The 24,855-nt window shown below is 38.0% G+C and carries 16 protein-coding genes and 1 pseudogene; 8 read left to right on the top strand and 9 right to left on the bottom strand.

The genetic code is table 11. The annotated features are described in order from the left end of the window. Positions 1 to 70 precede the first annotated feature (70 nt). Positions 71 to 745: a Uma2 family endonuclease gene (locus ANA_RS09905; RefSeq protein WP_015079934.1), complete on the bottom strand. Its 675-nt coding sequence runs from the start codon at positions 743 to 745 to the stop codon at positions 71 to 73. A 323-nt stretch (positions 746 to 1,068) separates the two neighbouring features. Here ANA_RS09905 and pheT point away from each other — a divergent pair, with 323 nt between their 5' ends. Beyond that, positions 1,069 to 3,504: a phenylalanine--tRNA ligase subunit beta gene (gene pheT, locus ANA_RS09900; protein ID WP_015079933.1), complete on the top strand. Its 2,436-nt coding sequence runs from the start codon at positions 1,069 to 1,071 to the stop codon at positions 3,502 to 3,504. A 209-nt stretch (positions 3,505 to 3,713) separates the two neighbouring features. On the opposite strand, the gene ANA_RS24455 is transcribed toward pheT, so the two are convergent. Further along, entirely contained in the window at positions 3,714 to 3,917 is a 204-nt protein-coding gene (locus tag ANA_RS24455; protein WP_015079932.1) for a hypothetical protein, read from the bottom strand. Positions 3,918 to 4,256: 339 nt separating this feature from the next. Here ANA_RS24455 and ANA_RS09895 point away from each other — a divergent pair, with 339 nt between their 5' ends. Next, positions 4,257 to 4,526 (top strand): YciI family protein, encoded by a 270-nt coding sequence (locus ANA_RS09895; protein ID WP_015079931.1) that lies wholly within the window; start codon positions 4,257 to 4,259, stop codon positions 4,524 to 4,526. Positions 4,527 to 4,825: 299 nt separating this feature from the next. Here ANA_RS09895 and ANA_RS09890 read toward each other — a convergent pair whose 3' ends face one another. After that, positions 4,826 to 5,020, bottom strand: a complete 195-nt coding sequence (locus tag ANA_RS09890) for a hypothetical protein (RefSeq protein WP_015079930.1) — start codon at positions 5,018 to 5,020, stop codon at positions 4,826 to 4,828. Between the two features lie 515 nt (positions 5,021 to 5,535). On the opposite strand from ANA_RS09890, the gene ANA_RS09885 reads away from it, so the two are divergent. Together ANA_RS09885 and ANA_RS09880 are read left to right on the top strand one after the other, a co-directional pair. Next, a complete protein-coding gene (locus ANA_RS09885) occupies positions 5,536 to 6,948 on the top strand; it encodes an RNA-guided endonuclease InsQ/TnpB family protein (protein WP_015079929.1) in 1,413 nt (470 codons plus the stop codon). A gap of 99 nt (positions 6,949 to 7,047) precedes the next feature. After that, complete coding sequence (locus ANA_RS09880) at positions 7,048 to 9,576, top strand: mannose-1-phosphate guanyltransferase (RefSeq protein WP_015079928.1); 2,529 nt, start codon at positions 7,048 to 7,050, stop codon at positions 9,574 to 9,576. 442 nt (positions 9,577 to 10,018) lie between these two features. Here the strand turns inward: ANA_RS09880 and drmB are convergent, their stop codons facing one another. After that, positions 10,019 to 11,899, bottom strand: a complete 1,881-nt coding sequence (gene drmB / locus ANA_RS09875; protein WP_015079927.1) for a DUF1998 domain-containing protein — start codon at positions 11,897 to 11,899, stop codon at positions 10,019 to 10,021. Between the two features lie 104 nt (positions 11,900 to 12,003). Continuing rightward, positions 12,004 to 15,885 carry a DISARM system helicase DrmA gene (drmA, locus tag ANA_RS09870; protein WP_015079926.1) on the bottom strand — a complete coding sequence of 1,294 codons (3,882 nt, stop codon included), beginning with the start codon at positions 15,883 to 15,885 and terminating at the stop codon, positions 12,004 to 12,006. Here drmA and ANA_RS28175 point away from each other — a divergent pair. Then, positions 15,874 to 15,999 carry a hypothetical protein gene (locus tag ANA_RS28175; protein WP_256380178.1) on the top strand — a complete coding sequence of 42 codons (126 nt, stop codon included), beginning with the start codon at positions 15,874 to 15,876 and terminating at the stop codon, positions 15,997 to 15,999. The two genes, drmA and ANA_RS28175, sit on opposite strands and share 12 nt — an antisense overlap. A 3-nt stretch (positions 16,000 to 16,002) precedes the next feature. Here ANA_RS28175 and ANA_RS09865 read toward each other — a convergent pair whose 3' ends face one another. Together ANA_RS09865 and ANA_RS09860 are read right to left on the bottom strand one after the other, a co-directional pair. Then, on the bottom strand, positions 16,003 to 16,491 hold the full coding sequence (locus ANA_RS09865) for a DUF3368 domain-containing protein (RefSeq protein ID WP_015079925.1): 489 nt from the start codon (positions 16,489 to 16,491) through the stop codon (positions 16,003 to 16,005). After that, complete coding sequence (locus tag ANA_RS09860; RefSeq protein WP_015079924.1) at positions 16,481 to 16,735, bottom strand: UPF0175 family protein; 255 nt, start codon at positions 16,733 to 16,735, stop codon at positions 16,481 to 16,483. The genes ANA_RS09865 and ANA_RS09860 overlap by 11 nt, the downstream gene beginning before the upstream one ends. Here ANA_RS09860 and ANA_RS09855 point away from each other — a divergent pair. The 3 genes and pseudogenes from ANA_RS09855 to ANA_RS09845 all read left to right on the top strand — a co-directional run bounded on the left by ANA_RS09855 (position 16,734) and on the right by ANA_RS09845 (position 18,544). Further along, the gene (locus ANA_RS09855; protein WP_148279040.1) at positions 16,734 to 16,931 is read left to right on the top strand and encodes a hypothetical protein; all 198 of its coding nucleotides are present in this window, start codon (positions 16,734 to 16,736) and stop codon (positions 16,929 to 16,931) included. The genes ANA_RS09860 and ANA_RS09855 overlap by 2 nt on opposite strands. Before the next feature lie 395 nt (positions 16,932 to 17,326). Then, positions 17,327 to 18,212, top strand: a pseudogene (locus ANA_RS09850) (Rpn family recombination-promoting nuclease/putative transposase). 68 nt (positions 18,213 to 18,280) lie between these two features. Continuing rightward, positions 18,281 to 18,544: a DUF4351 domain-containing protein gene (locus tag ANA_RS09845; RefSeq protein ID WP_041457907.1), complete on the top strand. Its 264-nt coding sequence runs from the start codon at positions 18,281 to 18,283 to the stop codon at positions 18,542 to 18,544. Positions 18,545 to 19,756: 1,212 nt separating this feature from the next. Here the strand turns inward: ANA_RS09845 and ANA_RS09840 are convergent. Both ANA_RS09840 and ANA_RS09835 read right to left on the bottom strand, forming a co-directional pair. After that, positions 19,757 to 23,986 (bottom strand): Eco57I restriction-modification methylase domain-containing protein, encoded by a 4,230-nt coding sequence (locus ANA_RS09840; protein ID WP_015079923.1) that lies wholly within the window; start codon positions 23,984 to 23,986, stop codon positions 19,757 to 19,759. A gap of 390 nt (positions 23,987 to 24,376) precedes the next feature. After that, complete coding sequence (locus tag ANA_RS09835; RefSeq protein ID WP_015079922.1) at positions 24,377 to 24,853, bottom strand: type II toxin-antitoxin system YhaV family toxin; 477 nt, start codon at positions 24,851 to 24,853, stop codon at positions 24,377 to 24,379. Between the last annotated feature and the right edge of the window lie 2 nt (positions 24,854 to 24,855).

The raw sequence follows: 24,855 nt of genomic DNA, 5'->3' as shown, positions 1-24,855 counted from the left end.
ATTTAAACTCCAAAATCATGTATATTGTAGGGTGAGCAATGCCCACCTTACGTAATACCCTACCATATAATCATAAATTATCTAAATCAATTCCCTTTTCTTGCAACTTGGCTAATAATTCTTGATACTGCTGAATAGCTGCTTCCTTTTCTTGACGTTCTTGTTTAGCAAGTTGATCAAATTCCACAGATGTGAGAAACTTGTTACCATCAGGATAATAAATCTCTAAATTATCAAGTACAAGTTGAAACCGGATACCCAATCTCGGACTTATCCAACCATTAATATCTTCAATGGCTATAAAAGCATCTTGATAACGCACAAAACCGGATAATTCTAAAGTATCAGGATCATAAATGTAATATTCTTCTACACCATAACGTTGATAAAAAAGCGATTTATTAATCATCGCAGGAGTACGGTTTCCTGGAGATAAAATTTCAAAAACTACTTGAGGAGGAATATTATTTTCTTTCCATTGTTGATATGAACCTCTATCTCCCTTTGGTCTGCCAAAAACTACTAATACATCAGGTGCTTGACGAATTTTCGGATTTCCCTCCACAGGATACCAAAGTAAATCACCGGCAATAAATACATCTGGATTTGATGCAAATAATATTTCTAAATTTTCTTTAATTTTAACAATCCATTGATATTGTTTAGTATTATCTGCCATTGGTTGACCGTCGCTGTCAGGGTAGATGATTTCTGGTGTGGTTTCTGCTGATAATTGCTGTACCATATTGGACATATCTCCCATAGGAATAGATTCTGATATCTACTAAATTAATCATAATAGACATCCGGTGAAAAAAATGTAGAGGCTTTTTGTGTAATACTAGATTAAGATGAAACTGCATAGAATCAGATTTCAAGAATTATTGAACGCAGATAAACGCAGATGAACGCAGATAAATACGGATGAATTCATGGATTTCATGATTCTGTGCAGTCTCATATAAAATTGAGATAATATCTCTACTTGTAGATGAAACCAAAAAATCTCATAATTTTCACTTAATATATAAAATTAGAGCCAAAGACAAATCTCAACAAACAGACTCCATGCGTATTTCTCTAAACTGGTTAAAAGAACTCGTAGAAATCAAACTCACCCCAGAAGAACTGGCGGAAACCTTGACAATGGCAGGGTTTGAAGTAGAAGATATAGAAGATCGTCGCACTTGGGCTAATGGCGTAGTTGTGGGGAAAGTGCTAGAACGTCAACCCCACCCCAACGCCGATAAATTGAGCGTTTGTACCGTAGATATTGGGGCTGCTGAGACTGTAAATATCGTTTGCGGTGCTGGGAACGTCCGCGCAGATATCTATGTTCCCGTAGCCACCACAGGAACTTATTTACCCAACATTGATTTAAAAATCAAACCCGCAAAACTGCGTGGTGTTCCCTCCAATGGGATGATATGTTCTTTAAAAGAACTCGGTTTACCCACTGATATTGACGGTATTCATATCTTCCCTGAAGAAAACATGGTTGTGGGTAGTGACGTGCGTCCCCTGTTGGGTTTGGAAGATGTGATTTTAGATGTCACCGCTACTGCTAACCGGGCTGACGCTTTATCTATGGTGGGTATTGCACGGGAAGTAGCGGCTTTAACTGGCGGAAAATTATCAATTCCCCCAGTTGCAGAAGTTGAAAATACCAAAACTGCAAAAAACCTAACTTTAAAAATTTCCGAAACCCAAGCTTGTCCTGCTTATATTGGGACTGTTGTTGAAAACATCAAAATTGCTGCTTCTCCTGAATGGTTGCAACAACGTTTACGCGCTGCGGGAGTCAGACCAATTAATAATGTAGTTGATATCACAAACTACGTTTTATTAGAAAGAGGACAACCTCTCCACGCTTTTGATAAAGAGCGTTTACAATCTGTAGGTGAGGGGGAAAATTTAATTATTGGTGTCCGGTTTGCGGAAGTTGGAGAAACTTTAACAACCTTAGATGGAAATATTCGGAATTTATCGCCCCAAAATTTATTAATTACTGCTAATAACAAAGCCGTGGCTTTAGCAGGTGTTATGGGTGGTGCAGAAACAGAAGTTCATGAAGGTACACAAAGTTTAGTTTTAGAAGCTGCGTTATTTGATTCTGTGGCTATTCGGCGTTCTTCTCGCAGTGCGGGGTTAAGAAGTGAGGCTTCTGGTAGATACGAAAGGGGTGTAAATCGAGCAGAATTAGAAATAGCTTGTCACCGGGCTTTATCCTTAATTAGTGAATTAGCTGCGGGTGTGATTGTTCAACAAGAAATTTCCGATTATCGTCCAGATGCTTCTACCTGGTCACATTCTATTAACCTGCGTTTAGATAAAGTTAATGAAGTGTTAGGTCCGATTGAATTAGGACAAGAAACAGGAGAATTACAACCAGAAGATGTCGAAAAAATTCTCACAGCTTTAGGGTGTGAATTAGTCAAAATTGATGACCGGAATTGGACAGTTACCGTACCTCCCTATCGTTACCGCGATTTAGAACGGGAAATTGATTTAATTGAAGAAATTGCCCGGTTATATGGTTATGATAAATTCTGTGATACCTTACCAGAAAAATCCGAAGCTGGTTATCTATCTTTAGAACAAGAATTAATTCGTAGGTTACGCGGTTATTTACGCGCTGAAGGTTTGACAGAATTAATTCATTATTCTTTGGTGAAACCGGGTGAAGATAATCAAATCGTTTTAAGTAATCCTTTGTTTGCCGAATATTCAGCTTTACGGACTGATTTAATTTCCGGTTTAATTTCCGCTTTTCAATACAATTTAGAGCAGGGAAATGGGGCGTTAAATGGTTTTGAAATCGGGCGCGTTTTCTGGCGTGAAGAAATCGGTTTACAAGAAGCAGAAATGCTGGCTGGAATTATCGGTGGTGATATAACTTCCGGTAAATGGTCAAGAGGTGGTAAGGAAGAAGCGATTACTTGGTTTGAAGCCAAAGGTATTTTAGAAAGTGTCTTTAAACAACTAAAATTAACTGTAGAATTTCAACCTGAAAATCGAGATTCTCGTTTACATCCTGGACGCACAGCTTCATTGTGGGTAAAGGGTAATAGACTGGGAACATTCGGACAAGTTCACCCCCAATTACGTCGAGAGAAAGATTTACCAGAAGCCGTTTATGTGTTTCAATTGGATTTAGATGCTCTGTTGGATGCTTGGGATCATGATGATTTGCTAGTTCCCAAATTCAGTTCCTATTCTACCTATCCAGCTAGTGACAGAGATTTGGCATTTTTTGCTTCTGTGAAAGTGACAGTTTCCGAAATTGAAAAGGTCATTAATAAAGCTGGGAAAGGGTTATTAAATTCGGTGGAATTGTTTGATGAATATCGTGGTGAACACGTCCCCACAGGACAACGCAGTTTAGCTTTTCGGTTAGTATATCGTGCCAGCGATCGCACTCTCACTGAAACTGAAATTGAACCGGTTCATAATCAGGTGCGGACAGCCTTAGTTGAAAAATTTGGTGTTAGTCTCAGAAGTTAATTGATAATTAGACATCTCCAAAAAAGAATGTAGATACGTTCTATGGAACGTCTCTACAAGGGTACGGGTCACGCATATTTAATTTTTACCAGATGTCTATTGATAATTGATAATGATTAATTATCAATTATCAATTGAATTGTATCTTTGTATGTTTCTACAAATCGCGCACAGGGCTTTTTAACACGATAATTGATTCTTAATTACTATCAATATCCTCTCTTAGCCCTTTTAAAATTGCGGCGAAATCTTCTATCAACGACAAATAAAACAGGCCATAGCAACGTAAGTTTGATCTGATTAGACAGAGTTTTCTCATAAGTAGTCCGCCTAAACCCATGCCAAAAATTCCAAGCATAACCAACATAAACCATCAAATAAATGGTGATGCCAAAAATCAATAATTTAATCATTTTTACTTATTTGTATGAAGACAAATGTATCTATCACATATTTATTTACCACATACTTATGATGTTGAATAATTTATTTTGTATTTTTATAGGCTATTACCATATCAATACTTGCCATAGATGATATAATCACATTATTCGTAATCCACTACGGTTAATTGTTACAGTGCGTCAGTTCTGAAAGCATAAAAGTTGACTATTTTATGTATCAGAAGTGTTAGAATGACAAGACTCAAAGTAAAAAATCGCCAAGTATGGCAAAATTTTCCGGAAATAGTCAAAAATTCAGATAAAGTTGCTATATTCTATTAACAAATATCAATAATCAAATCAGAAATTATGACAAAATACATTCTATGGGGAAGCTATTGCGAAGACGTTCTCAGCAAACGTGAACCTTATCGTCAAGCCCATTTAACAGGATTAGCACAACAGAAAGAATCTGGGGTTTTAATTACCATTGGACCCACAAAAGATGTAACTCAAGTTTTTGCCATTTATGAAGCCGAAGACGAAAACACCGTTCGTCAATTAGTGGAATCAGATCCTTATTGGCAAAACGGCATTTGGACAGAGTATTTTGTTAAAGAATGGATTCAGGCTTTTTAGTCAATTGGTACAATTTTAACCAAGATAATTAATTGATAATTACCATACCCAGATTCCCGACTTCTAACATCAATTTATAATTTGTAGGTAAGCATTCAGCTATCAGTCGTCAGCAGTCAGCTAAAACTGGATTTTAGGGGTTTTGAAATAGGAAAACTGACATCAGTAATTAATATTCAGAATGCTTATCAATTCAACTCTTGCTGATAGCTGATAGCTGACGGCTGAATGCTTAAATTTGTAGACACAATAAATAAAAGAAGTCGGGGATTTTATCGGCCTACCTGAATTATTATCACTTAATTACCCTTGAGTGCCTTTTGAAAATTGCGACGATAGGATGGATTAGCTAAAAACAAAGCAGGCCATAGCAAAGCCAAACCAATCCGATTAGGTAAAGTTTGATTAAAATTAGTTCTACCAAATCCAGTCCAAAACTTCCAAACACCACCGAGATAAACCACGATTATTCCGAAAACAAGTAAATCAATCATGACCATCAACTCCCTTAATAACTGGCATAATTTTATGTAAAGAAACTTGATTGCTGACTACAGGAAAGTTAAAACCTCTTTCATTACTTATCGGCACTGTCCTTACTGAATTCTAGTTTAAATTAGGATCACAGACTGCCACCATTCGTCCTATTACATGATAGCCTAAATAAACTACCCATTCTCAATGCCTGAAAAGTTCATGCTGTATTAATTTTGAATTTTGAATTATTTAACAGTTTTGCGTAATTCCCCACCCTCAATGTACTCATAGGGTGGGGATGTAAGCAAGTCAAAAACGAAACGTTCTTAAAATGTTTTTTACTGCAAGTAAAAGAATTTTGAGGACAGTTGAGTTTTTGACAAAATATTAGGTTGTCGGCATTTCCTGATATCTTATGTATTCTTTTAGTATTTCTAATGGCGCTCCACCAGCGGAAATAACGCAACAGGCATCTGTCCTTTATAATGCTAATATAGCATAAGTTAAGAAAGTGAATAAGAGGTAATTATCAATGGCGTTACGTAGAGCAACTTTCAGGCTATATCCTAATAAACAAGTCAGTGAGATGTTGCACTACCACCGCAAACTTCATAAAGATTTGTATAATGCTGTTGTATCTAACCGCATTACTTCATATAAAAAGTTTGGTAAAACTGTTTCTTACTTTGAACAACAGAACTGTTTACCGGATTTCAAAGAAGTCTGGATAGAATATAAAGTAATTAATTCCCAAGCATTACAAGCCACATTAAAACGGGTTGATTTTGCTTTTGGAAGGTTTTTCAAGGGACTAGGAAAGTATCCTATATTCAAGTCAATTCGCCATTATTCCGGTTGGACTTACCCATCTTTTACGGGTTGGAAAGTACATAGCACAGGGGATAACGGCTATTTAGAATTATCAAAGATTGGTCAAATTAAAATGCGGGGTAAAGCTAGACTTTGGGATCATCCTAAAGCTTTGGATATCGTTAACCGCAATGGTCAATGGTATGCTTCCATCGTCTTAGAAATTGATGATACTTTGTTAAAGAATAGCCGCAAAACTGATAATGGTGTTATGGCCATTGATTTAGGTTGTAATGATGCAATTGCTTGGACAAATGGTGAAGAAAATGGTTTAGTAGCTGCACCTCGGTTTTTCCGAAAAGCAGAACAAAAAAATCAAGAGTTGGGTAAATCAAAACGTCGAAAACGTTCTCCCAATTTCAACAGTTCGGCTTCGCTCACTGTTGACCCTGAGCGAAGCCCAAGGGTCAAAAAGAAAGTTAAGGCTTCTAGAAGGTGGAAGAAAGTTCAGAAGTTAGTTAGTAAACTTTCGAGAAAAGTTGCTAACCAAAGACAGAACTTTGTTCACCAAGAAACTACACGAATAATCAGCGGTAATAGCACGGTAGTTACTGAAAAATTAGAAGTCAAAAAAATGAGTGCCAAAGCTAAGAAAGGCGATGCCCTGAGCTTGTCGAAGGGTAAACGTAAAAAACAAAAGGCAGGACTAAATAAATCAATTCTTGATGTGGGAATGGGGATGATAAGGGACGCTCTAAAAGCGAAATTATCAGACATTGGTGGCTTATTTGTAGAAGTTCCTACAAAGAAGGTAAAACCATCTCAAACCTGTCCAAAATGCGGAAATCAAGAAAAGAAGAGTTTAGCCGCAAGAACTCATGTTTGCCATAACTGCGGATATACCCAACAGCGTGATATCGCCGCCGCAGAAGTAATGCTACTTTGGTACTCAAATAATCTACAGGGGTTAGGAACTAGCCTCTCAGACGTGGATGATTCTAGCTCTACTTCAAACACCAGCAAACGCAAGAATGCTGGAAGTATGAAGCAACTGGGTCGTGCGAAGCGTCAAAAATCTCAGGCTCCGCTAGGGGATGTAGAAACCCCTGGCTCAAACGAAGTTAGCCAGGGGTAGTTCATAAGATATTTCTTAGGGAAGTTCCTTAGATCTCAATATCTGTATGAGACTAAAGGAAGAAAAACATTATAGTTTTAGCCAAGTTTAGGAGGATTTATGCGTGCAGTCTTAATGGCAGGTGGTTCAGGAACGCGGTTACGTCCTTTGACTTGCGATTTACCCAAACCAATGGTGCCTATTTTAAATCGTCCCATTGCTGAACATATTATCAACCTCCTGAAACGACACCAGATTTATGAAGTAATTGCTACATTACATTATTTACCAGATGTTCTCCGTGATTACTTTCAAGATGGTGGTGATTTTGGCGTACAAATGACCTATGCTATCGAAGAAGACCAACCATTAGGAACAGCAGGTTGTGTAAAAAATATTGCTGAACTATTAGATGAAACCTTTTTAGTCATTAGCGGTGATAGTATCACAGATTTTGATCTAACTGCGGCCATTGAATTTCATCAACAAAAACAATCAAAAGCCACCTTAATTTTAACCCGTGTGCCTAACCCCATTGAATTTGGTGTGGTAATTACCGACACCCAAGGACGGATTAACCGATTTTTAGAAAAACCCTCTACTAGTGAAATTTTTTCTGATACTGTTAATACTGGAACTTATATTTTAGAACCAGAAGTTTTAGACTATTTACCAGAAAATATTGAATGCGACTTTTCTAAAGATTTATTTCCCTTATTACTAGCCAAAAACGAGCCAATTTATGGTTATATTGCCGAGGGTTACTGGTGCGATGTGGGTCACTTGGATGCCTACAGACAAGCTCAGTATGATGGCTTAGAAAGAAAGGTAAAATTAGAAGTGGCTTATCCAGAAATTGCTCCCGGTTTATGGGTAGGAGCAAATACTTATATTGATCCTACAGCCAAAATTGAAACCCCAGCCATAATTGGTAACAATTGCCGCATTGGCGCGAGAGTAAAAATTGAAGATGGGACAGTAATTGGTGATAATGTCACAATTGGTGCTGATGCTCATTTAAAGCGACCAATTATTTGGAATGGAGCAATTATTGGTGATGAAGCCCAATTATCGGCTTGTGTAATTGCTCGTGGGACTCGTGTAGACAGACGCGCTCACGTATTAGAAGCGGCTGTAGTGGGTTCATTGTCTACCGTGGGAGAAGAAGCGCAAATCAGCCCTGGGGTGAGGGTGTGGCCGAGTAAAAAGATTGAGTCTGGGGCAATTTTAAATATTAATCTGATTTGGGGAAATACTGCCCAACGGAATTTATTTGGACAGCGCGGAGTCCAGGGTTTAGCCAATATTGATATTACCCCAGAGTTTGCGGTGAAGTTGGGCGCTGCCTATGGTTCGACTTTGAAACCAGGTTCAGTGGTAACGGTTTCTCGTGACCAGCGCAATGTTTCCCGCATGGTGACACGTTCTTTAATTGCTGGTTTAATGTCTGTCGGTGTGGATGTCCAGAATCTAGATACTACAGCCATTCCCATCGCTCGAACTGTGATCCCCACAATGTCAGTAGCCGGAGGGATTCATGTGCGGGTTCACCCAGAACGTCGGGATTATATCTTGATTGAATTTATGGATATTAAGGGGATTAATATCTCTAAAGCCCAAGAAAAGAAAATTGAAGGGGCGTATTTTAAAGAAGATATGCGTCGTTCCCAAAGTCATGAAATTGGTGATGTCGTCTATTCTAGTCAATTAGTGGATTGCTATGGTAAGGCTTTTGAAAAATTATTGAATGTGGATACTCTGCGGAACAGTCGGGCAAAGGTGGTCATTGACTATGTTTACGCTGTGTCTGGGGCAGTTCTGCCGCAAATGTTAGATAAATTTGGGGCTGATGCGGTGGTGCTAAATGCTAGTTTGAATAAAACGGCCATTTCCAACGCTGATAGAGAATTACTGCTAACTCAATTAGGCCATGTTGTGGAAGCGGTAAATGCTAATTTTGGTGTGCAGGTATCCGCTAATGGGGAACAACTCATATTAGTTGATGAATCGGGTTTTTCCATTCGGGGGGAAATGCTAACGGCGTTAATGGTTGATATGATGTTAACTGCAAATCCCAGAAGTTCGGTGGTTGTGCCGGTTCATGCTTCTAGTGCGGTGGAATTGGTCGCCCATCGTCATGATGGTCATGTGATTAGAACTAAAGCGAATCCGACGGCTTTAATGGAAGCTTGTCAGAAAAATCCCAATGTGGTTTTAGGTGGGAGTGGGGAAACTGGGTTTATTTTTCCCCAATTACATCCAGGCTTTGATTCGATGTTCTGCATTGCCAAGCTAATTGAAATGTTAACCATTCAAGAGCGATCGCTGGCAACCGTACGTTCTGAATTACCTCGTGTGATTAATAGAAGTTACACAGTTCGCTGTCCTTGGACTGCTAAGGGGGCGTTAATGCGCTATTTGGTGGAAACCCACCCAGCGCAAAATTTGGAGTTAATTGACGGTGTGAAAATCCGTCAACCCTATGATGACAATTGGCTGTTGGTTTTACCTGATGCCAGTGAGCCGCTAGTCCATCTCTATGTTAACAGTAGCGATCGGGATTGGGTTGATGAAACCCTCAGAGATTACCGCGCCCGTGTCCAGCATTTTGTGGAACGTGAACAGGAAAATTACAGGTTGGATATGTAATTTTTGGGGTGGGGTTTCCCCACCTTTTATGATGTTTTTTCTCACGCACAGACGCAGAGGCACTCCAGAGCAGGGGGAACGCATCTAAATTATCTTGACAAAATACTATTTTAGTGTATCAATAGCGAAGAAAACATATAATTGAATTCAAATGCTTACAAAATCCTTGATTAAACCGCGTTTACTTTGAAACCCATAGTTTTTTCTTAATTGGGTATTATTTGTCAAACTACTGATATAATAACCTGTCTCAACCTTCGTTTTCCCATTAGACATCTCCGGTAATTAAATGTGCGTGGTTTGAAACCCTTGTAGAGACGTTCTATAGAACGTCTCTACATTCATTTTCACCAGAGGTCTATTGACTTCAATTTTTCTTCGCATACATTTCTTAGATTGATATTACGCTACTAATAGTACCCTTTTTATCCATTCATATAAGTTACATTTTGTCAAAATAAATTAGATGCGTTTCCCCTGGTACAGTGGGAACTAAAACTGCACGGTCTAGATATTTATTTCCCCGTTCACAGGAGGTTTCTGGACTGAATAAACACCCATGACAAGCTGCCCAATGTAGAGAAGTTGTTCCCTTCAAAGGGGTATGTTCTGCACACAAGGGGTCAGAAGTACACAACTGCATCTGTTCTAAAGCTTGGTCAATATGATAACCCAGCTTTTTTGGTTCTCCCAAACTTACTAAGCCTCCCAAAGTTCCCTCGCTGTCAGGTGCTGCGGTGTAAATCAGTACACCTGCCATTGGACTACCTTCTTCTTGAGGACGTTTGGAGTAAATTCGTTCTTTTAAACTGGCAGCATTATAGCCACACTCTATTGCCATTTGTCGCATGAGGGCATGGGCGAAAGAGTGTAGTAAAATATAGCGAACTCCAGGGAATGTTATTTTCACTGGGTCGAGAGAACGAATTTTACACCACTGTTTATGAGCTTCAAAAGCTCGATTTTGATAATCTTGTAATAGTTGACTTTGTTCCCATTGACTCAATTTTTCTTCGTTAAACTGAATAAAAATACCTTCCCCTTTTACCTCACTTGCGGGAACCCATTGAGGATTTTTCCGGCTCAAGTCTACTAAATGTTCCGTGAGTATTTCCCCTTCATCTATAAAGTCACCCGGTGATTGAATCCGTGTAAAACTAATTAGGGCGCGAACTTCCCGCAATCTTTCTGCTAATACAACTTGGGAAAAATAATCTTCATAGCCAGCAGGAGGTTTGACTGGTTTTAACTGAAAATCTGGTGTATTAAAATTGGGGTCTGCTTGGGAAAAAATTTCCCATTCTGGAGTTTTTAAGTCCCTGGCATTTTTATCATCTGAATTACTTTCTTGTTGATTTTGTTTTTCTTCAATTATTGTCCAGATTTCTTCTAGGGGATGTTTTGATAATTCGGTTAATAATTCAGGAAATTGACCGATCGCTTGTAATAAATCTAGATTACTTTTTAAAATATCTTGGCTGGTAGCTTTATTTAAAACGTGCCAATATTGCTCGATTATTTGGAATAATTGATGGGAACTTTCAGGAATTGACAAAGCGGAAAGGGTAATGGGGAACCAACTATTAGATGCACCTAATAAAATGGTTTTCATTTGTTTGTCGCAGGTATCATCAAAGTCACGTAAATGGGGATGACGGGCGCGACAACGAGGCATATTTTCTTTTCCGCTTTCACCAAAAGCATCTGATAAAGGGCGTTGTTGACCACAACTGCATATTACAAAAATATCGCTGGGAGAACCAGATACACCATATTCTTCAAATCTCAAAGCGCCATTACAGTTAATATTTTCTCCTCGATGGACAAAGTAACTCCAAGGAAAATCATCTAAATGTCCTCTTTCACAAGAAACAAGAAACCGTGAGGGTATGGCTGTTGGTTCTTTTTTGCTTTTAGGACAATTTTTATGAACATATTTAGTTTGATCTGGTCGGTAAGGATTTTCTTTTAATTGAAAAAGTTCTGATTTTAGGGAAGCAAGTAAATGACATTTAGGGCAAACCATCCAACTAGGAAAAGGTGCGACTGGGATTCCTATTCTGTTGACTTCATCAAAGGGACCAGATGATGTGACATTTTCTGGAGGCGTGGGAGGTGAAAGCAGTCGTTTTACTTGTGAACCTAATTCTTTACGAACAGCAGCTAAAAGTCTTGGTTCATTTAATTCGAGTGCATTTTGAGTGTTCCAGTCTTCTAAACCCATGACCATAACTGAGAGGTTGGGTAGGTCAAGTACAGCACCGACACCGAAGGAAAATAATATTTGACTGGGGCGTAATTCGCCAACTTTGTATTTATACATTTTGGGGATTCGGGATTGGGGATTGGGAATTGGGAATTGGGAATTGGGAATTGGGAATTGGGAATTGGGAATTGGGAATTGGGGATTGGGGATTGGGAATATGTTTACAAATTCTGTTTCTGTTTGGTCATTTTTTCTGGAAGGCGGTTAATGTCGTCGTCGGGTACTTGGTCTTGTAAAATTAATCCTACGGTTGGTTCTACATTGCGTAGGGAATTTAAACAAGTAAAATCTTGCCAGGTTTCTCGACCTGCTGATTTTAATAGTTCTATGGTTAAACCGTCCCGCTTTTCTATTTGGTATTTAAGAATGCCCCCACCTTGTATGTTTTGGGCTTTGCTTAACCAAATATCTAGTTTGGCTTCTAGTGCTTGTTTTACCATTTTCTGGGTTTCAGCATCCCCTACTAATCCGGCGCGATCGCAAATTGTCTCTATTGCAGCTTTAATATAAGGATGGTGGCGTTCAATTCTTCCTGCTTGGTCATTACCATTAAATTCCTTACCTGCTAACCTCACTAATGTAACAAATAATGCTGCTAAACCTCTATCAATGGCACGGGGCGCGAAAGGTGTTAATGATAAGGCTTCTACGTGCTGGTAAAAGGTGGCGTGGTAATGTTCAAATCTTTCATAATGGGATAAATCTCTAGGACGCGCCCAATTATACACTGTTAATACTAAACCTGGATATGTCCGCCCTACACGGCTGGTAGCTTGAATATACTCGGCTGTGTTTTTTGGCTGTCCTGTTACTGCCATAATACCTAACCGTTTTACGTCCACACCTACGGAAATCATGTTAGTAGCTAGGAGAACATCTAATGGTTCTAATTGATTAACTGTTTGTTTTGCTTTCCGCTTGGCTTTAATTTCGGCATCTTTTTGCGGATCAAAGGTGGTTTCGAGTCTGTCTAAAATTTCTGGAATTTCTGTAGAGTCTCTGCGTGATGTCAGTTCTTCTAAATTTATTCTCAGTCTTTTTGCTAGTCCCCGACGATCCATTTTTCCTAGACGAATACGCACATCATCATCTACTAACCTTCTCATTCCTCCTAATTCTCGCATGGAATTAAAATAACCTACTAGGGTCATCCAAGGATCAGCGCGATCGCCATATTTTTCATACAGAAATTGGGAAGCTGATAAAATCGCTATATATACGCGAATTGATACCGCTTTTAACCTGCGTCCTGTGGCACAAATTCCCAAATAACGCCTACCGGGATTAATTTCACTAGGTTGACGTTGACGGGAAAAAAAGTTATCTTCCACATCCAAACATTGGGGAGGAAAAACCTGTAAATCTCGCAAAAATAAGTTATATATTTGACTTTGTGCTTGGCGAATCGTAGCCGTAGAAGCCACAACTTTAGGGCGTACTTTTTTACCATCAACTTCCCAGGATGCTAACTCATCTACGGCTGTTTCATAGAGTCCCACTAAAGTCCCCAAAGGTCCACTAATTAGGTGTAACTCGTCTTGAATAATTAAATCTGGTGGTCGCAGCTTGTTAAAGGGGATAGTTTTAGCAGCAGCTAAATTAGTAGTTTTACGGTGTGAATCTGTATCTTCTATATTAGAAGAACGAAACCCATGACGCTGACAATAGCCATCCACTTGACCAAATAACATTTGTACTTCACCTTTCCAGGGCATTTGGGCAAATTTATCCACTGTAGCAATTAGTAAACTTGGTAAACGGCGATATATTTCTTCATCAACCACCAGAATGGGTAAACCCTCACCCGGAGATTGTTTTTCAGTAAATAAACACCGTCCTAAATCATCACCACAGTATATTAATGTCCGTCCCCTTCCTTTAGCAACAGATTCAACTTTTATATGTTTACCGGGGTTAATTTTAGTACCACACCAAGGACAATTATTTAATTGATGGGGTGAACCGCTACCGCTTTGCTGATACTGTCCCCGTTCTTGTTTACAAAATTCCTCGCTTTGATTGGTATGATTAGGGGTTGTGCGCTGACCTACCCATAAACCAATTCTAAAAGGTTCTTTACCCCATCTACTTTCATTTGTTTTGCGGATAGATTCACAAGCACAAATTAAAGTCGTAGCGCGTTGAAATTGCTGTAAAGTCAACAATCGTAGCGTGTAGCGCATGAGAACAGCAACCCCATACTCTCCAGAACGTCCCGCAATATTACCTTGTAATCTGCGTAAACCCAGAGTATAAGCTGTTAAACCTAAATATGCTTCAGTTTTACCCCCACCAGTAGGAAACCAAAGTAAATCTGCAACTGCATCCTGGGGATGACTTCTATCTGGGTGATGTAAATTGGTAATACTGGGTAAATTGAGTAAAATAAATGCTAACTGAAAGGGAAACCAGCGAGGTTGAGAAAGGGAAATTTGCTGTAAATCTGCGGTTTTATTTTGACGGATTTGTTCTGAATAAATAGAATGAACTCTCTGTAAATACATTGCTTGATTCATAAACCGAAAAGCGTCTGCTGCTTTTTCATCGGTTTGTAACAATGTCAGTCCTTCCCTAATTCTATTTAAAGTCTGTTCACATTTTTGAATAGCAGTTTTCGCTTCATTTTCATAGTCTGTTAATCCGGTTGCGGGGTCAGATATCCGTTGTTTTTGGGTATTAATCCAACTCTGATAAGCTGTAATTAAAGGACTAATTTTATTAGCAAGATCACCAGTTGCAGTTGTAGATAATTCTTGCATATCTAAAACCAATCCTGCTAATTCTGGAATTTCGTCTACTTGTGGAGGAGAGGTTTTAGGAACTTCATAAGCTGGAATTACTGAAATTGATAATTCAACAGCACGTTCTTCAGTTCTTGATGCTGTTTTTGCATGGACACTGACACCATGACCAATGGCAAATTCTACCTGTTTACGGTAAAGCATGGCCATAGTTTTTTCTTCAGTATAAATTACAGGATCTAATTTTCCTAATGATCGGGGTTGATGTCGTTTTAAGAAAATATCAGGATGTTGAGAATCGGCGGATTTAACCCTTAATTCTGGTTGAAATAACCAAGTCTCATCTCGTGATTTAGCTGTTTCTCTTTGTCCATTGATTAAAAATAAACTGACAATAAAATCACCGTTACTTTGTTTCCTGATTTGTCCTTTGACATAAACTTCTGGATATTGTGGATCAACTATCCAATTATTAATTACTCCCTCAATTAAAGGAATAGTAGGAGAATTAGCGCGAATTTGTTCCCGTTTCCAAACCTTTTTAAGTTTACCATCTACTTTGGTCAAGATTTCACTATCAGTGCGGTGATACTGTCCCCATCCTGCGGTAATTTGTAATGCTTTAGCTGTACCATTAACACAAAATGTCATTCCTAGAGAGGATGGAAACATAGTTTCTAATGGAGGGACATTAACTTCTGTACTACCATCTTCCACAGTACCTTTACCACTAATAGCTAATTCATCATTATTTCCGGGTAAATAACAATCTACTTCCCGTAAATTATCATCTAATTTATCATCTAATTTATCCGTATTATCATCTTTGGATATTTGATTAACAACACTGGATTTTTCTATTGTTTCTTCAGTGATGCGACGGTGTTGGGGTGCAAGTAGTCCTACTAAATAGCGATCGCTTACACTCTTTTCATCTAATTCTTCATCTTCACCACCAGCAGGACCGAGTAAATCTGCTATTATTGCTGCTTCTAATTCTTCTCGAATTTTATAAGCTGAAGGTATATTTGATGATAAAATAGGTTGTTGTTCTTCGGTTTTGGTATGGGTTTTGATATAATTATTAATATCCGCAGCAATATGATCACTAATTTCTCCATCTATTCCTAACCAATCAACATCTTCTACTGAATCAATTCCTTCTAAAAGTATTTCTAATTGTGATTCTGGTGCAGAAATTACACTACTCCAATCTAAGATAATTTGATGTTGACGGAGTTTTTTATTTATCTCTACTAAATTAAGTTCACCGGGGAGAATTGCAGGAAGTTGGATAATCATAATTGGGGATTGGGAATTGGGAATTGGGAATTGGGAATTGGGAATTGGGAATTGGGAATTGGGAATTGGGAATTGGGAATTGGGAATTGGGAAGTTTGTTTTTTAGGTTGCTAATTTTTATTCACCAGCTTGGTGTTTAAGTATATTAACCATACTGTCTGATAACCATAATCCAGCATTACGTAAAGCCTCAATTCTAGGAGATACACTAGAAATTAATCCCCTCCTTTTCGCTAATATTAATAAACCTCCTGTACCCATAGTAATAATAGTTAATGATTGACCACAACGCCGTGCTGCTCTATCATCTACAATAGCTGCATAATCTGAATTTTTTGACGCTAGACTCAATACCTGTGATTCTCCTTTTCCTAAATCCCAAGCCGCTACTTCAGGTGCTATGCTATCAATTACTACTCTTTGTATCCAAGGAACAGTAGATAATTGTCTTGATGCAATATCTTCTTTTCTTCCCTGAGTAACTTCTTCAAAAACACCTTCTGGAACTAAGATTTCCGTGAATAATTGTGGTAATAATTCTGCTTGTTGACTTTTAAACAACACAATTAGAGGCGAGGAATTAATAATGATGCGATTAATCAACATTTGACATTTCCTCAGCTAATTCTTCCGCTGTATATTGCATAAAATCAACTCGATAACGAGATAAAGCATAAATAAACTCTGTCCGAGTTAGTCCGGCTATATCTGCTGCTTTATTTTGCGAGATATCACCTAATTCGTACCATTTTACGGCGGCTGCAATTTTCATTTCTTGTACAAATTCTTCAGGATTTTTTCGCAGTGCAGAAAATGCGGTTTCTGGTAATTGAATAGGTATGGTTTTCATGGTTTGGGAATTGGGAATTGGGAATTGGGAATTGGGAATTGGGAATTGGGAATTGGGAATTGGGAATTGGGAATTGGGAATTGGGAATTGGGAATTGGGAATTGGGAATTGGGAATTGGGAATTGGGAATTGGGAATTGGGAATTGGGAATTGGGAATTGGGTAATAATAATTTTATATTGTCTGAATCAGGATAACCAGGATTTAAGGATTTAAGGATTTACAGGGTGTTATTGGTAAATTGTCTGTGAATATTTAAGATTATAAAATAGAGTTACCATCATAGTCAACTAATAATAGCAGATAAATCATCAAATCATTTATTCATTATATGTCATCCTCAAATCTGTATGTCTCATAGACAATAAAACACTTACATCCCGTACATCCTATAATCCTGAAAATCCTATAATCCTGTAAATCCTGATTCAGACAAATAACAACTCCCAAACACCACACAGAAAATACCAAAATCACATCCTGAAAATCCTATAATCCTGGAAATCCTGATATGGCTAATGCCACGCTTCGCTATCAGACAATTACCAATTTAAGTTATAATTAAAAATACTATATAAATTCTGTTCAAGCTGTGAGTTTTGACAACGTTTGTAAGCTATTAGCTGAAAAATACCCTCTTGATTTTGCCCGGTGGTTACTACCAGAAGAACCACAAAGCGTCAAAGTTTTAAAAACCGAATTGAGTATTGAACCAATTCGTGCTGATTTTGTCACGTTTGACGAAAAGTGAAAACCAAATTTTACACATCGAATTTCAGACACTATCAACTTCTCGAAAACCCATTCCTTTCCGCGTCCTAGATTATTATATTCGGTTAAAAAGACTATATCCCGAATGTACCATTATCCAAGTCGTGATTTTCCTCCAGGAAACAGAAGATAAAAATGCTTTTATCAATGTTTACCAAGATGTAAATACTACCCACCATTATCAAGTAATTAGAATGTGGGAACAAGACCCTGTTTTATTTCTTAATAATCCCGCACTTTTACCATTAGCACCATTAACCCGCACAAATGCACCTCAAAGTTTATTATCGCAGGTTGCTGAAAGTGTTGCTAAAATTGAGGAAATAGAAATCAAGCGGGATATTGTAGCCTGTACTGAGATTTTAGCAGGTTTACGGTTTGAGAAACAACTGATTAGTCAATTACTTAGGGAGGATATTATGCGAGAATCAGTAATTTATCAAGATATTTTGCAAAAAGGCGAAGAAAAGGGTAGAAAGGAAGGTGAGAAACGTGGTGAACAACGAGGTAGAGAATTAGGTGAACAACGGACAATTATCCGTCAACTTAATCGCCGGTTTGGAGAATTAGATTCATCATTGGTTGATAGAATCAAAACTTTGAATATTGAAAAGTTGGATAATTTAGCAGATGCTTTATTAGACTTTTCTAATATCAATGATTTGGTAATTTGGTTAAATGACAATCAACATGAAGGTCAAAATTAATCAACACTAACAACTGTAATTTTATGAGAGTCCGTTAAAACGGACTTTCTCTATAAGACGAGGATATTATGCGAGAATCAGTAATTTATCAAGATATTTTGCAAAAAGGCGAAGAAAAGGGTAGAAAAGAAGGTGAACAACGAGGTAGAGAATTAGGTGAACAACGGACAATTATCCGTCAACTTAATCGTCGGTTTGGAGAATTAGATTCATCATTGGTTGATAGAATCAAAACTTTGAATATTGAAAAGTTGGATAATTTAGCAGATGCTTTATTAGACTTTTCAAATATCAATGATTTGGGAACTTGGTTAAATTCAAATCAAGATTAATCATCCCCAACATTGGTCATTTTATCATCATTATAGACAGGGAATAAATTCCCTGTCTAAAAGCTAAAGTCGGTTGAAACCGACTATTTTTTTACAACATCCTGTAAATCCTATAATCCTGATTCAGACAATTACCAATTACCAAACACCAAACAAAAAATATCAAAACAACATCCTGAAAATCCTATAATCCTGGACATCCTGATTCAGACAATTACCAATTACCAAACACCAAACAAAAAATTTATCAACAACATCCTGAAAATCCTATAATCCTGGACATCCTGATTCAGACAATTACCAATTACCAAACACCAAACAAAAAATATCAAAACAACATCCTGAAAATCCTATAATCCTGGACATCCTGATTCAGACAATTACCAATTACCAAACACCAAACAAAAAATATCAAAACAACATCCTGAAAATCCTATAATCCTGGACATCCTGATTCAGACAATTACCAATTACCAAACACCAAACAAAAAATTTATCAACAACATCCTGAAAATCCTATAATCCTGGACATCCTGATTCAGACAATTACCAATTACCAAACACCAAACAAAAAATATCAAAACAACATCCTGAAAATCCTATAATCCTGGACATCCTGATTCAGACAATTAAAATTACCAAACACCAAACAAAAAATATCAAAACAACATCCTGAAAATCCTATAATCCTGGACATCCTGATTCAGACAATTACCAATTACCAAACACCAAACAAAAAATATCAAAACAACATCCTGAAAATCCTATAATCCTGGACATCCTGATTCAGACAATTACCAATTACCAAACACCAAACAAAAAATATCAAAACAACATCCTGAAAATCCTATAATCCTGAAAATCCTGATTCAGACAATTACCAAACACCAAACAGAAAATTTATCAACAACATCCTGAAAATCCTATAATCCTGAAAATCCTGATTCAGACAATTAAAATTACCAAACACCAAACAGAAAATATCAAAACCACATCCTGTAAATCCTATAATCCTGGACATCCTGATTCAGACAATTACCAATTACCAAACACCAAACAGAAAATTTATCAACAACATCCTGTAAATCCTATAATCCTGGAAATCCTGATTCAGACAATTAAAATTACCAAACACCAAACAGAAAATATCAAAACCACATCCTGTAAATCCTATAATCCTGGACATCCTGATTCTGACAATTTCCCCATTCCCTAAAACATCTCAATCTGTTTCACATCATTATTCACTTCCTCCTGTACCTTCTTCTTCCCTCCACCTTTCGCTTTTTTCTTCCCTTTATCATGCAAACCTTCGGCGACTTCCTCCGCGTATCTTTGATGATTTAATTGCAATAATCTATCTAATATTTCTCTGCGGGCATTTTCGCAAATGGTGAAACGGATACCTTGTTTTGTATCATGAAAATCATGATCTAATTCTATATCTTCCCAACCATAAGCAGCAGCTACCGCGTTATCCATTTCTATGTGTAATGTGCGTAATTGTTCTATGTCTGGGTTGGTTTCGTCGGGGTTGTGAAAACGGTTGTAGGTTTTGGTTAATCCCTCTTGACGGGTTAACATGATTTTTTGGCGGTGAGTGTAATATTTTTCGCCTATTTCTTCTAGGTTTGCGGTTGATGTGGGAAAGGGGAATGTTTCAAAACCATCTGTTGGTGAATATCTAATACCTGCATCTCTCATTGTTGAACAAAATTGCCACGCCCAAAAGCTATGAATAGAAGAATTTAACAAGGCAAATATATTGTTAGAATTTATAGGAAATACAACTAATTGTTCACTAAAAACTTGTTTAGCAGGTGCAAAAGAAAAAATCAGTAATTTACTAACTCTAGGTGATACTAACACTCTTTCCTTTTTTGCGATCGCACTATAAAGTGCTGGACATTTTTCTGCATAATGCCACCATTTTTCACGCCTTTCTTTACGATTATTTTTATCTCTCTCAGGCTTTACCTTTTCTCTAATAATAGCTAAACAATCAGGATAATCACTTGCATAGGGTTTACCTTTAGGCTTTGTAGGATCATCATGTCCAGCATCTAAAGGCCAATCTTTAAAATTAATTACCCAACGACTAGGAGACTGATCAGGATTTGTATTTAAATCTTGTCCATTCAAATAAGGAAATAATACATCTTTATTTTTTGCATCCTTTTCAATTAATGCTTGTGCTTCCTCTGGAGTCAAAACAAAACCCATACCCAACACATAAGAACCAATAAAAGATTTATTTTGATTTGCTGCTAACCGATAAGGATTACCAGATGCTTTACCAGGATTTGTTAAAAATGCCGTAATCCCATTTACAGGCTTTTCATCTAAAATAAAATCACCATTCCAATTACCTTTTCTCAACCAAACATAAGCAACTTCTAAACTCGCACTACCTGGCCAAGTTCTACTAGGAACAGCCCGATAAATGGTACAATCTTCTATTAACTGGTCTAACCCTACTTCCCTAGTATCACCTTGGGCTATAGTATTTGTAGCAATTAACCCAAACCCACCATTTTCATTTAATAAATGTTTAGCTTTGAGGAAAAAGTAAGCACAAAAATCAGCACTACCTTTTTTATTATTACCAATCCATTTAACAATAAAATCTCGATATTCTGTACCTAAACTACCAGTAATTTTTTGTCCACCCATAAACGGCGGATTTCCGACAATAGCATCAAAACCTTTTTGGGAATGGGAAATTGGGGATGGGGAATTGGAAGATTTAGATTTTGACGACTTTGATTTTTGAGAACTCGAAGAATTAGCAACCAATGATAAAGAACTATCAATAAAAACTTCAGGAAATTCTAACTCCCAATGAAACGGACGCAACTTATCAAAATTGGGTAAAGCCTTACCCATACCATCAGGAATATCCGCACCTTCCCGAAACGAATTTAATAAAGTCTTCCTTAAACCTTCCCTTTCCTTCTCATTCCAATTATTCAAATAACTCCCCACCAATAAATTACAACCTTGACGTAAATCAAAACTAATTGCTTCAGCCTTTGTCAATAAAAACGCCTTGCGATTTTGGTCCTCTGGAGTCAACACAGGTAAAGCCGCAATTTCTCGCCGTAACTCCACCACCTTATCAATTTCTCGGCGTATTTCCTCTGCAAATAATTCCGGTGTTCCCGTAATATCCAAATTCCAATAACGCAACTGTTCCAAACTCACACCAATTAACGAATCACCACATTTAAAAGCATGATCTAAAAACGTAAACGGACGGTTTTTTTGTAAAGTTATCAACCATAAAGATAACTTGGCCATTTCCACCGCCAACGGGTTTTTATCCACCCCATACAAACACCTATCCGCAATAATCCGCCGCGCCACCGTCAAGCGTTCATCAGCTTCCTTGGGAATTACGCACTCCTGCGGTACAGATTTAGACAGCGTACCCTCCGGCGCTACCACCACCTTACCAGGATTAGCCTTTTCCGCATTTTCCCAGGCTTCCACCAACCTTTCCGCCAAATAGCGACAAGTCTGCACCAAAAACGCCCCCGAACCCATAGCCATATCGCATATTTTCAACTGTAATAACTCAGCCGCAGATTTAAGTTGCCATTCCTGCTGCGGTTTCCCCTCCGCTACACCCTCATATACCAAAGGTTCTAAAGTGTACTTGACAATTTCCTCAGTTAAATTCCGGGGTGTGTAGTGAGTTCCCGTTTCCCTTCTATCAGTCCCCTGAGTCACATACACACTACCAGCAGGAATCACCACCGGATAACCTAAAGTATCCAACCGCACCAACCCCGCCAAGGGACGCACCTGGTTAAACAAATCCAGATCATTATTACAAGCAGTTGATAAACGTTGTTCCTCATAGCTTGTTAATTCCACCTGCAAAGCCTTTTTTAAAGCCGTCTCTGACCTGCCAGTAGCTTTTTTGAGAAATTTAATCAAATCCTGATTATCTTCCAGCTTAGGCTTTTTATTTCCCACTCCCATTTCTAAATTCTTCATTCTAAATTCTTCATTCTTTATTCCCAATTCCCCCAACCCAATTTCCGGTTCTTGATACTTAGTCCCCACCAGTCCCAACACCGGCGCAGTTGCCCTAACTGCCGTATGGTCAAGTAACCCTTCATACACATGACCAATTTGTTCAATATCCAAAGCCCGGAAAGATAACCTACGTGGTTCTACAGTTCCAGCAAATTTAATTTGTAATATCTGCAACGCTTCCAACAAATGCAACACAATCCGGTTATTTACGGGAATAGGTGCGGCTGAACTCGTTTCCCAGCTTGTCCCCTCCGTCCTTCCTTCCAAAAACGGAAACCTATCGGGGTCAAATAAACTCCCACCATAAGCCGGTAACTTTAAACTATCATGATCTACACCAGCATAAACCGCCCGAAAAGTTGCCAACAACCGACACCAAGCATCATAACGCCGTTCTAAAATTTCCTCCCCTTCCTTATCTGCTTTTTGCTGTAACTGTTCCCGAATCGTCGAAACCGCATAATACAGATCATAAATCGGGTCGCCCAACAATAGCAAACCCCGTTCCTCTGCGGAAAACAGGAATACCAACCGCATCATAATAGTTAAGGCCGCTTGATAAAGTTGAGTTTCGGAAATTCCTGTTAATAAAGTCCGGTTTCTATCTTGGTCTATGCGGTCTAAAGCCTGTACCAACACCTCCACAGCCTTACGGACTTGATACCCCAGTTGGTCTGTAACTTCCTGTTGGTCTGTGAGACTATCAGCTAAAAGTTGTTCTAAAATTTGCGAATTATCAACACTAAAAAAGCGGTAAACACTCAACAAACTTTTAAAAGCCCGCAATGTGATATGTTCTTCTAACCACAGGCTACTGTACCAAGAAATATAACCAGCAGTTTCTCCCCTGGGTGCATTAACTAACATCCAATGTTCGCCATTTGTCACCAACCCCAACCGCACATTACAAGCGTGCAGTAACTCCATCATTCTTGTAGCAGGACTAGCTTTCCAACGCTTATCAATTAAAGATTTTTCTAGACTTTGGTTAGCGGGGACTATCTGCACCAATAACCGGACTTTCCCCACACCTCCTTTTCCCCCCAGAGGTGCAGGTTCAACTACCACCCAGTCAGGACGTAAAGTTTCACCATGTTGGGCAATATTAGCATAAAGACCTGTGGGGATACTTTGCCCTTTTAATAGCACTTCATCAGGTAATTCTAAAGTCTGTTGTAAAACAAAATTCACCCAAGCGCGATGAATTGCTACCTCTGGTTTCACACCATTTTGATTATCTTGCCATTCTTGATAAGCTAACCGTAACATTTTTAAATGTTCTGGATCATGGGCATCCAAACCAGTGGGAAAAGCCTTTAAAAGTACGGGTAAACTCAGAAACGGACCAGAAGCTTCAACTAAAGATAACCATTCAGCGTGATGACGGGCGGTAGACATAATTGGGAAATGGGGAATAATTTGTCAGAATCAGGATATCCAGGATTTAAGGATGTACAGGATGGGATAACAATTGAAAATTAATTATCTGTTAAAAATCCGCGTTTATCGGCGTTTATCCGCGTTCAATCATCTATTATTTGTAGATAGTATTTTGTCAGAATCAGGATATCCAGGATTTAAGGATTTTCAGGATGTTTTTGATAAATTGTCTGTGAATAGTTGACATTATAAAATACTTTTACCTTAATAGTCAACTCATTATAATAGCCAGGGAATAAATTCCCTGTCTAAAAGCTAAAGTCGGTTAAAACCGACTATTTTTATGAGAAATTTTCTTATTTATTGTCTAAACATGGCTAACGCCACGCTACGCTATCAGACAATTCCCTATTTAAAATTATCTAAATTAGCTTCATTCATATATTCAATCATAAATTGATCCACATTTTCAGGAAAATCACCATTTTCAACTTTTTTAGTAAACACTTGGTAACAATCTTTTTTATCCCCTTCCTTACGCGGAAAACCTAACCACAGAATAATAATTATCTTTTGTTCTTTAAAAACCCTAAAAAACAATCTATATCTTTCTGGTAGTCCCATTTTTTTGAGACGACCATACTTTTGTAAAGGTTTTTGTAAAATGAAATATGACGCAAAAGGGTCTTGGGTAATTTTTTCTTTAATCCCAATATTTAACGCTTTTAATAATTTCGCGTCTGGATGTTTGATAAATTCCTCTTTGGGTAATTCATCTTTTAATTTTTTCACCTTATCACGCAATTCTATCCATTGGGTATTAAATAATGGGTCAAAAAATATCTGCCACCCATTACAAGTAAATGCAGCTTCCCTATTCTCCATTT

This window comes from Anabaena sp. 90, from assembly GCF_000312705.1.
Lineage (GTDB): Bacteria > Cyanobacteriota > Cyanobacteriia > Cyanobacteriales > Nostocaceae > Dolichospermum > Dolichospermum lemmermannii.
This window is presented reverse-complemented; position numbering and strand designations above follow the sequence as displayed.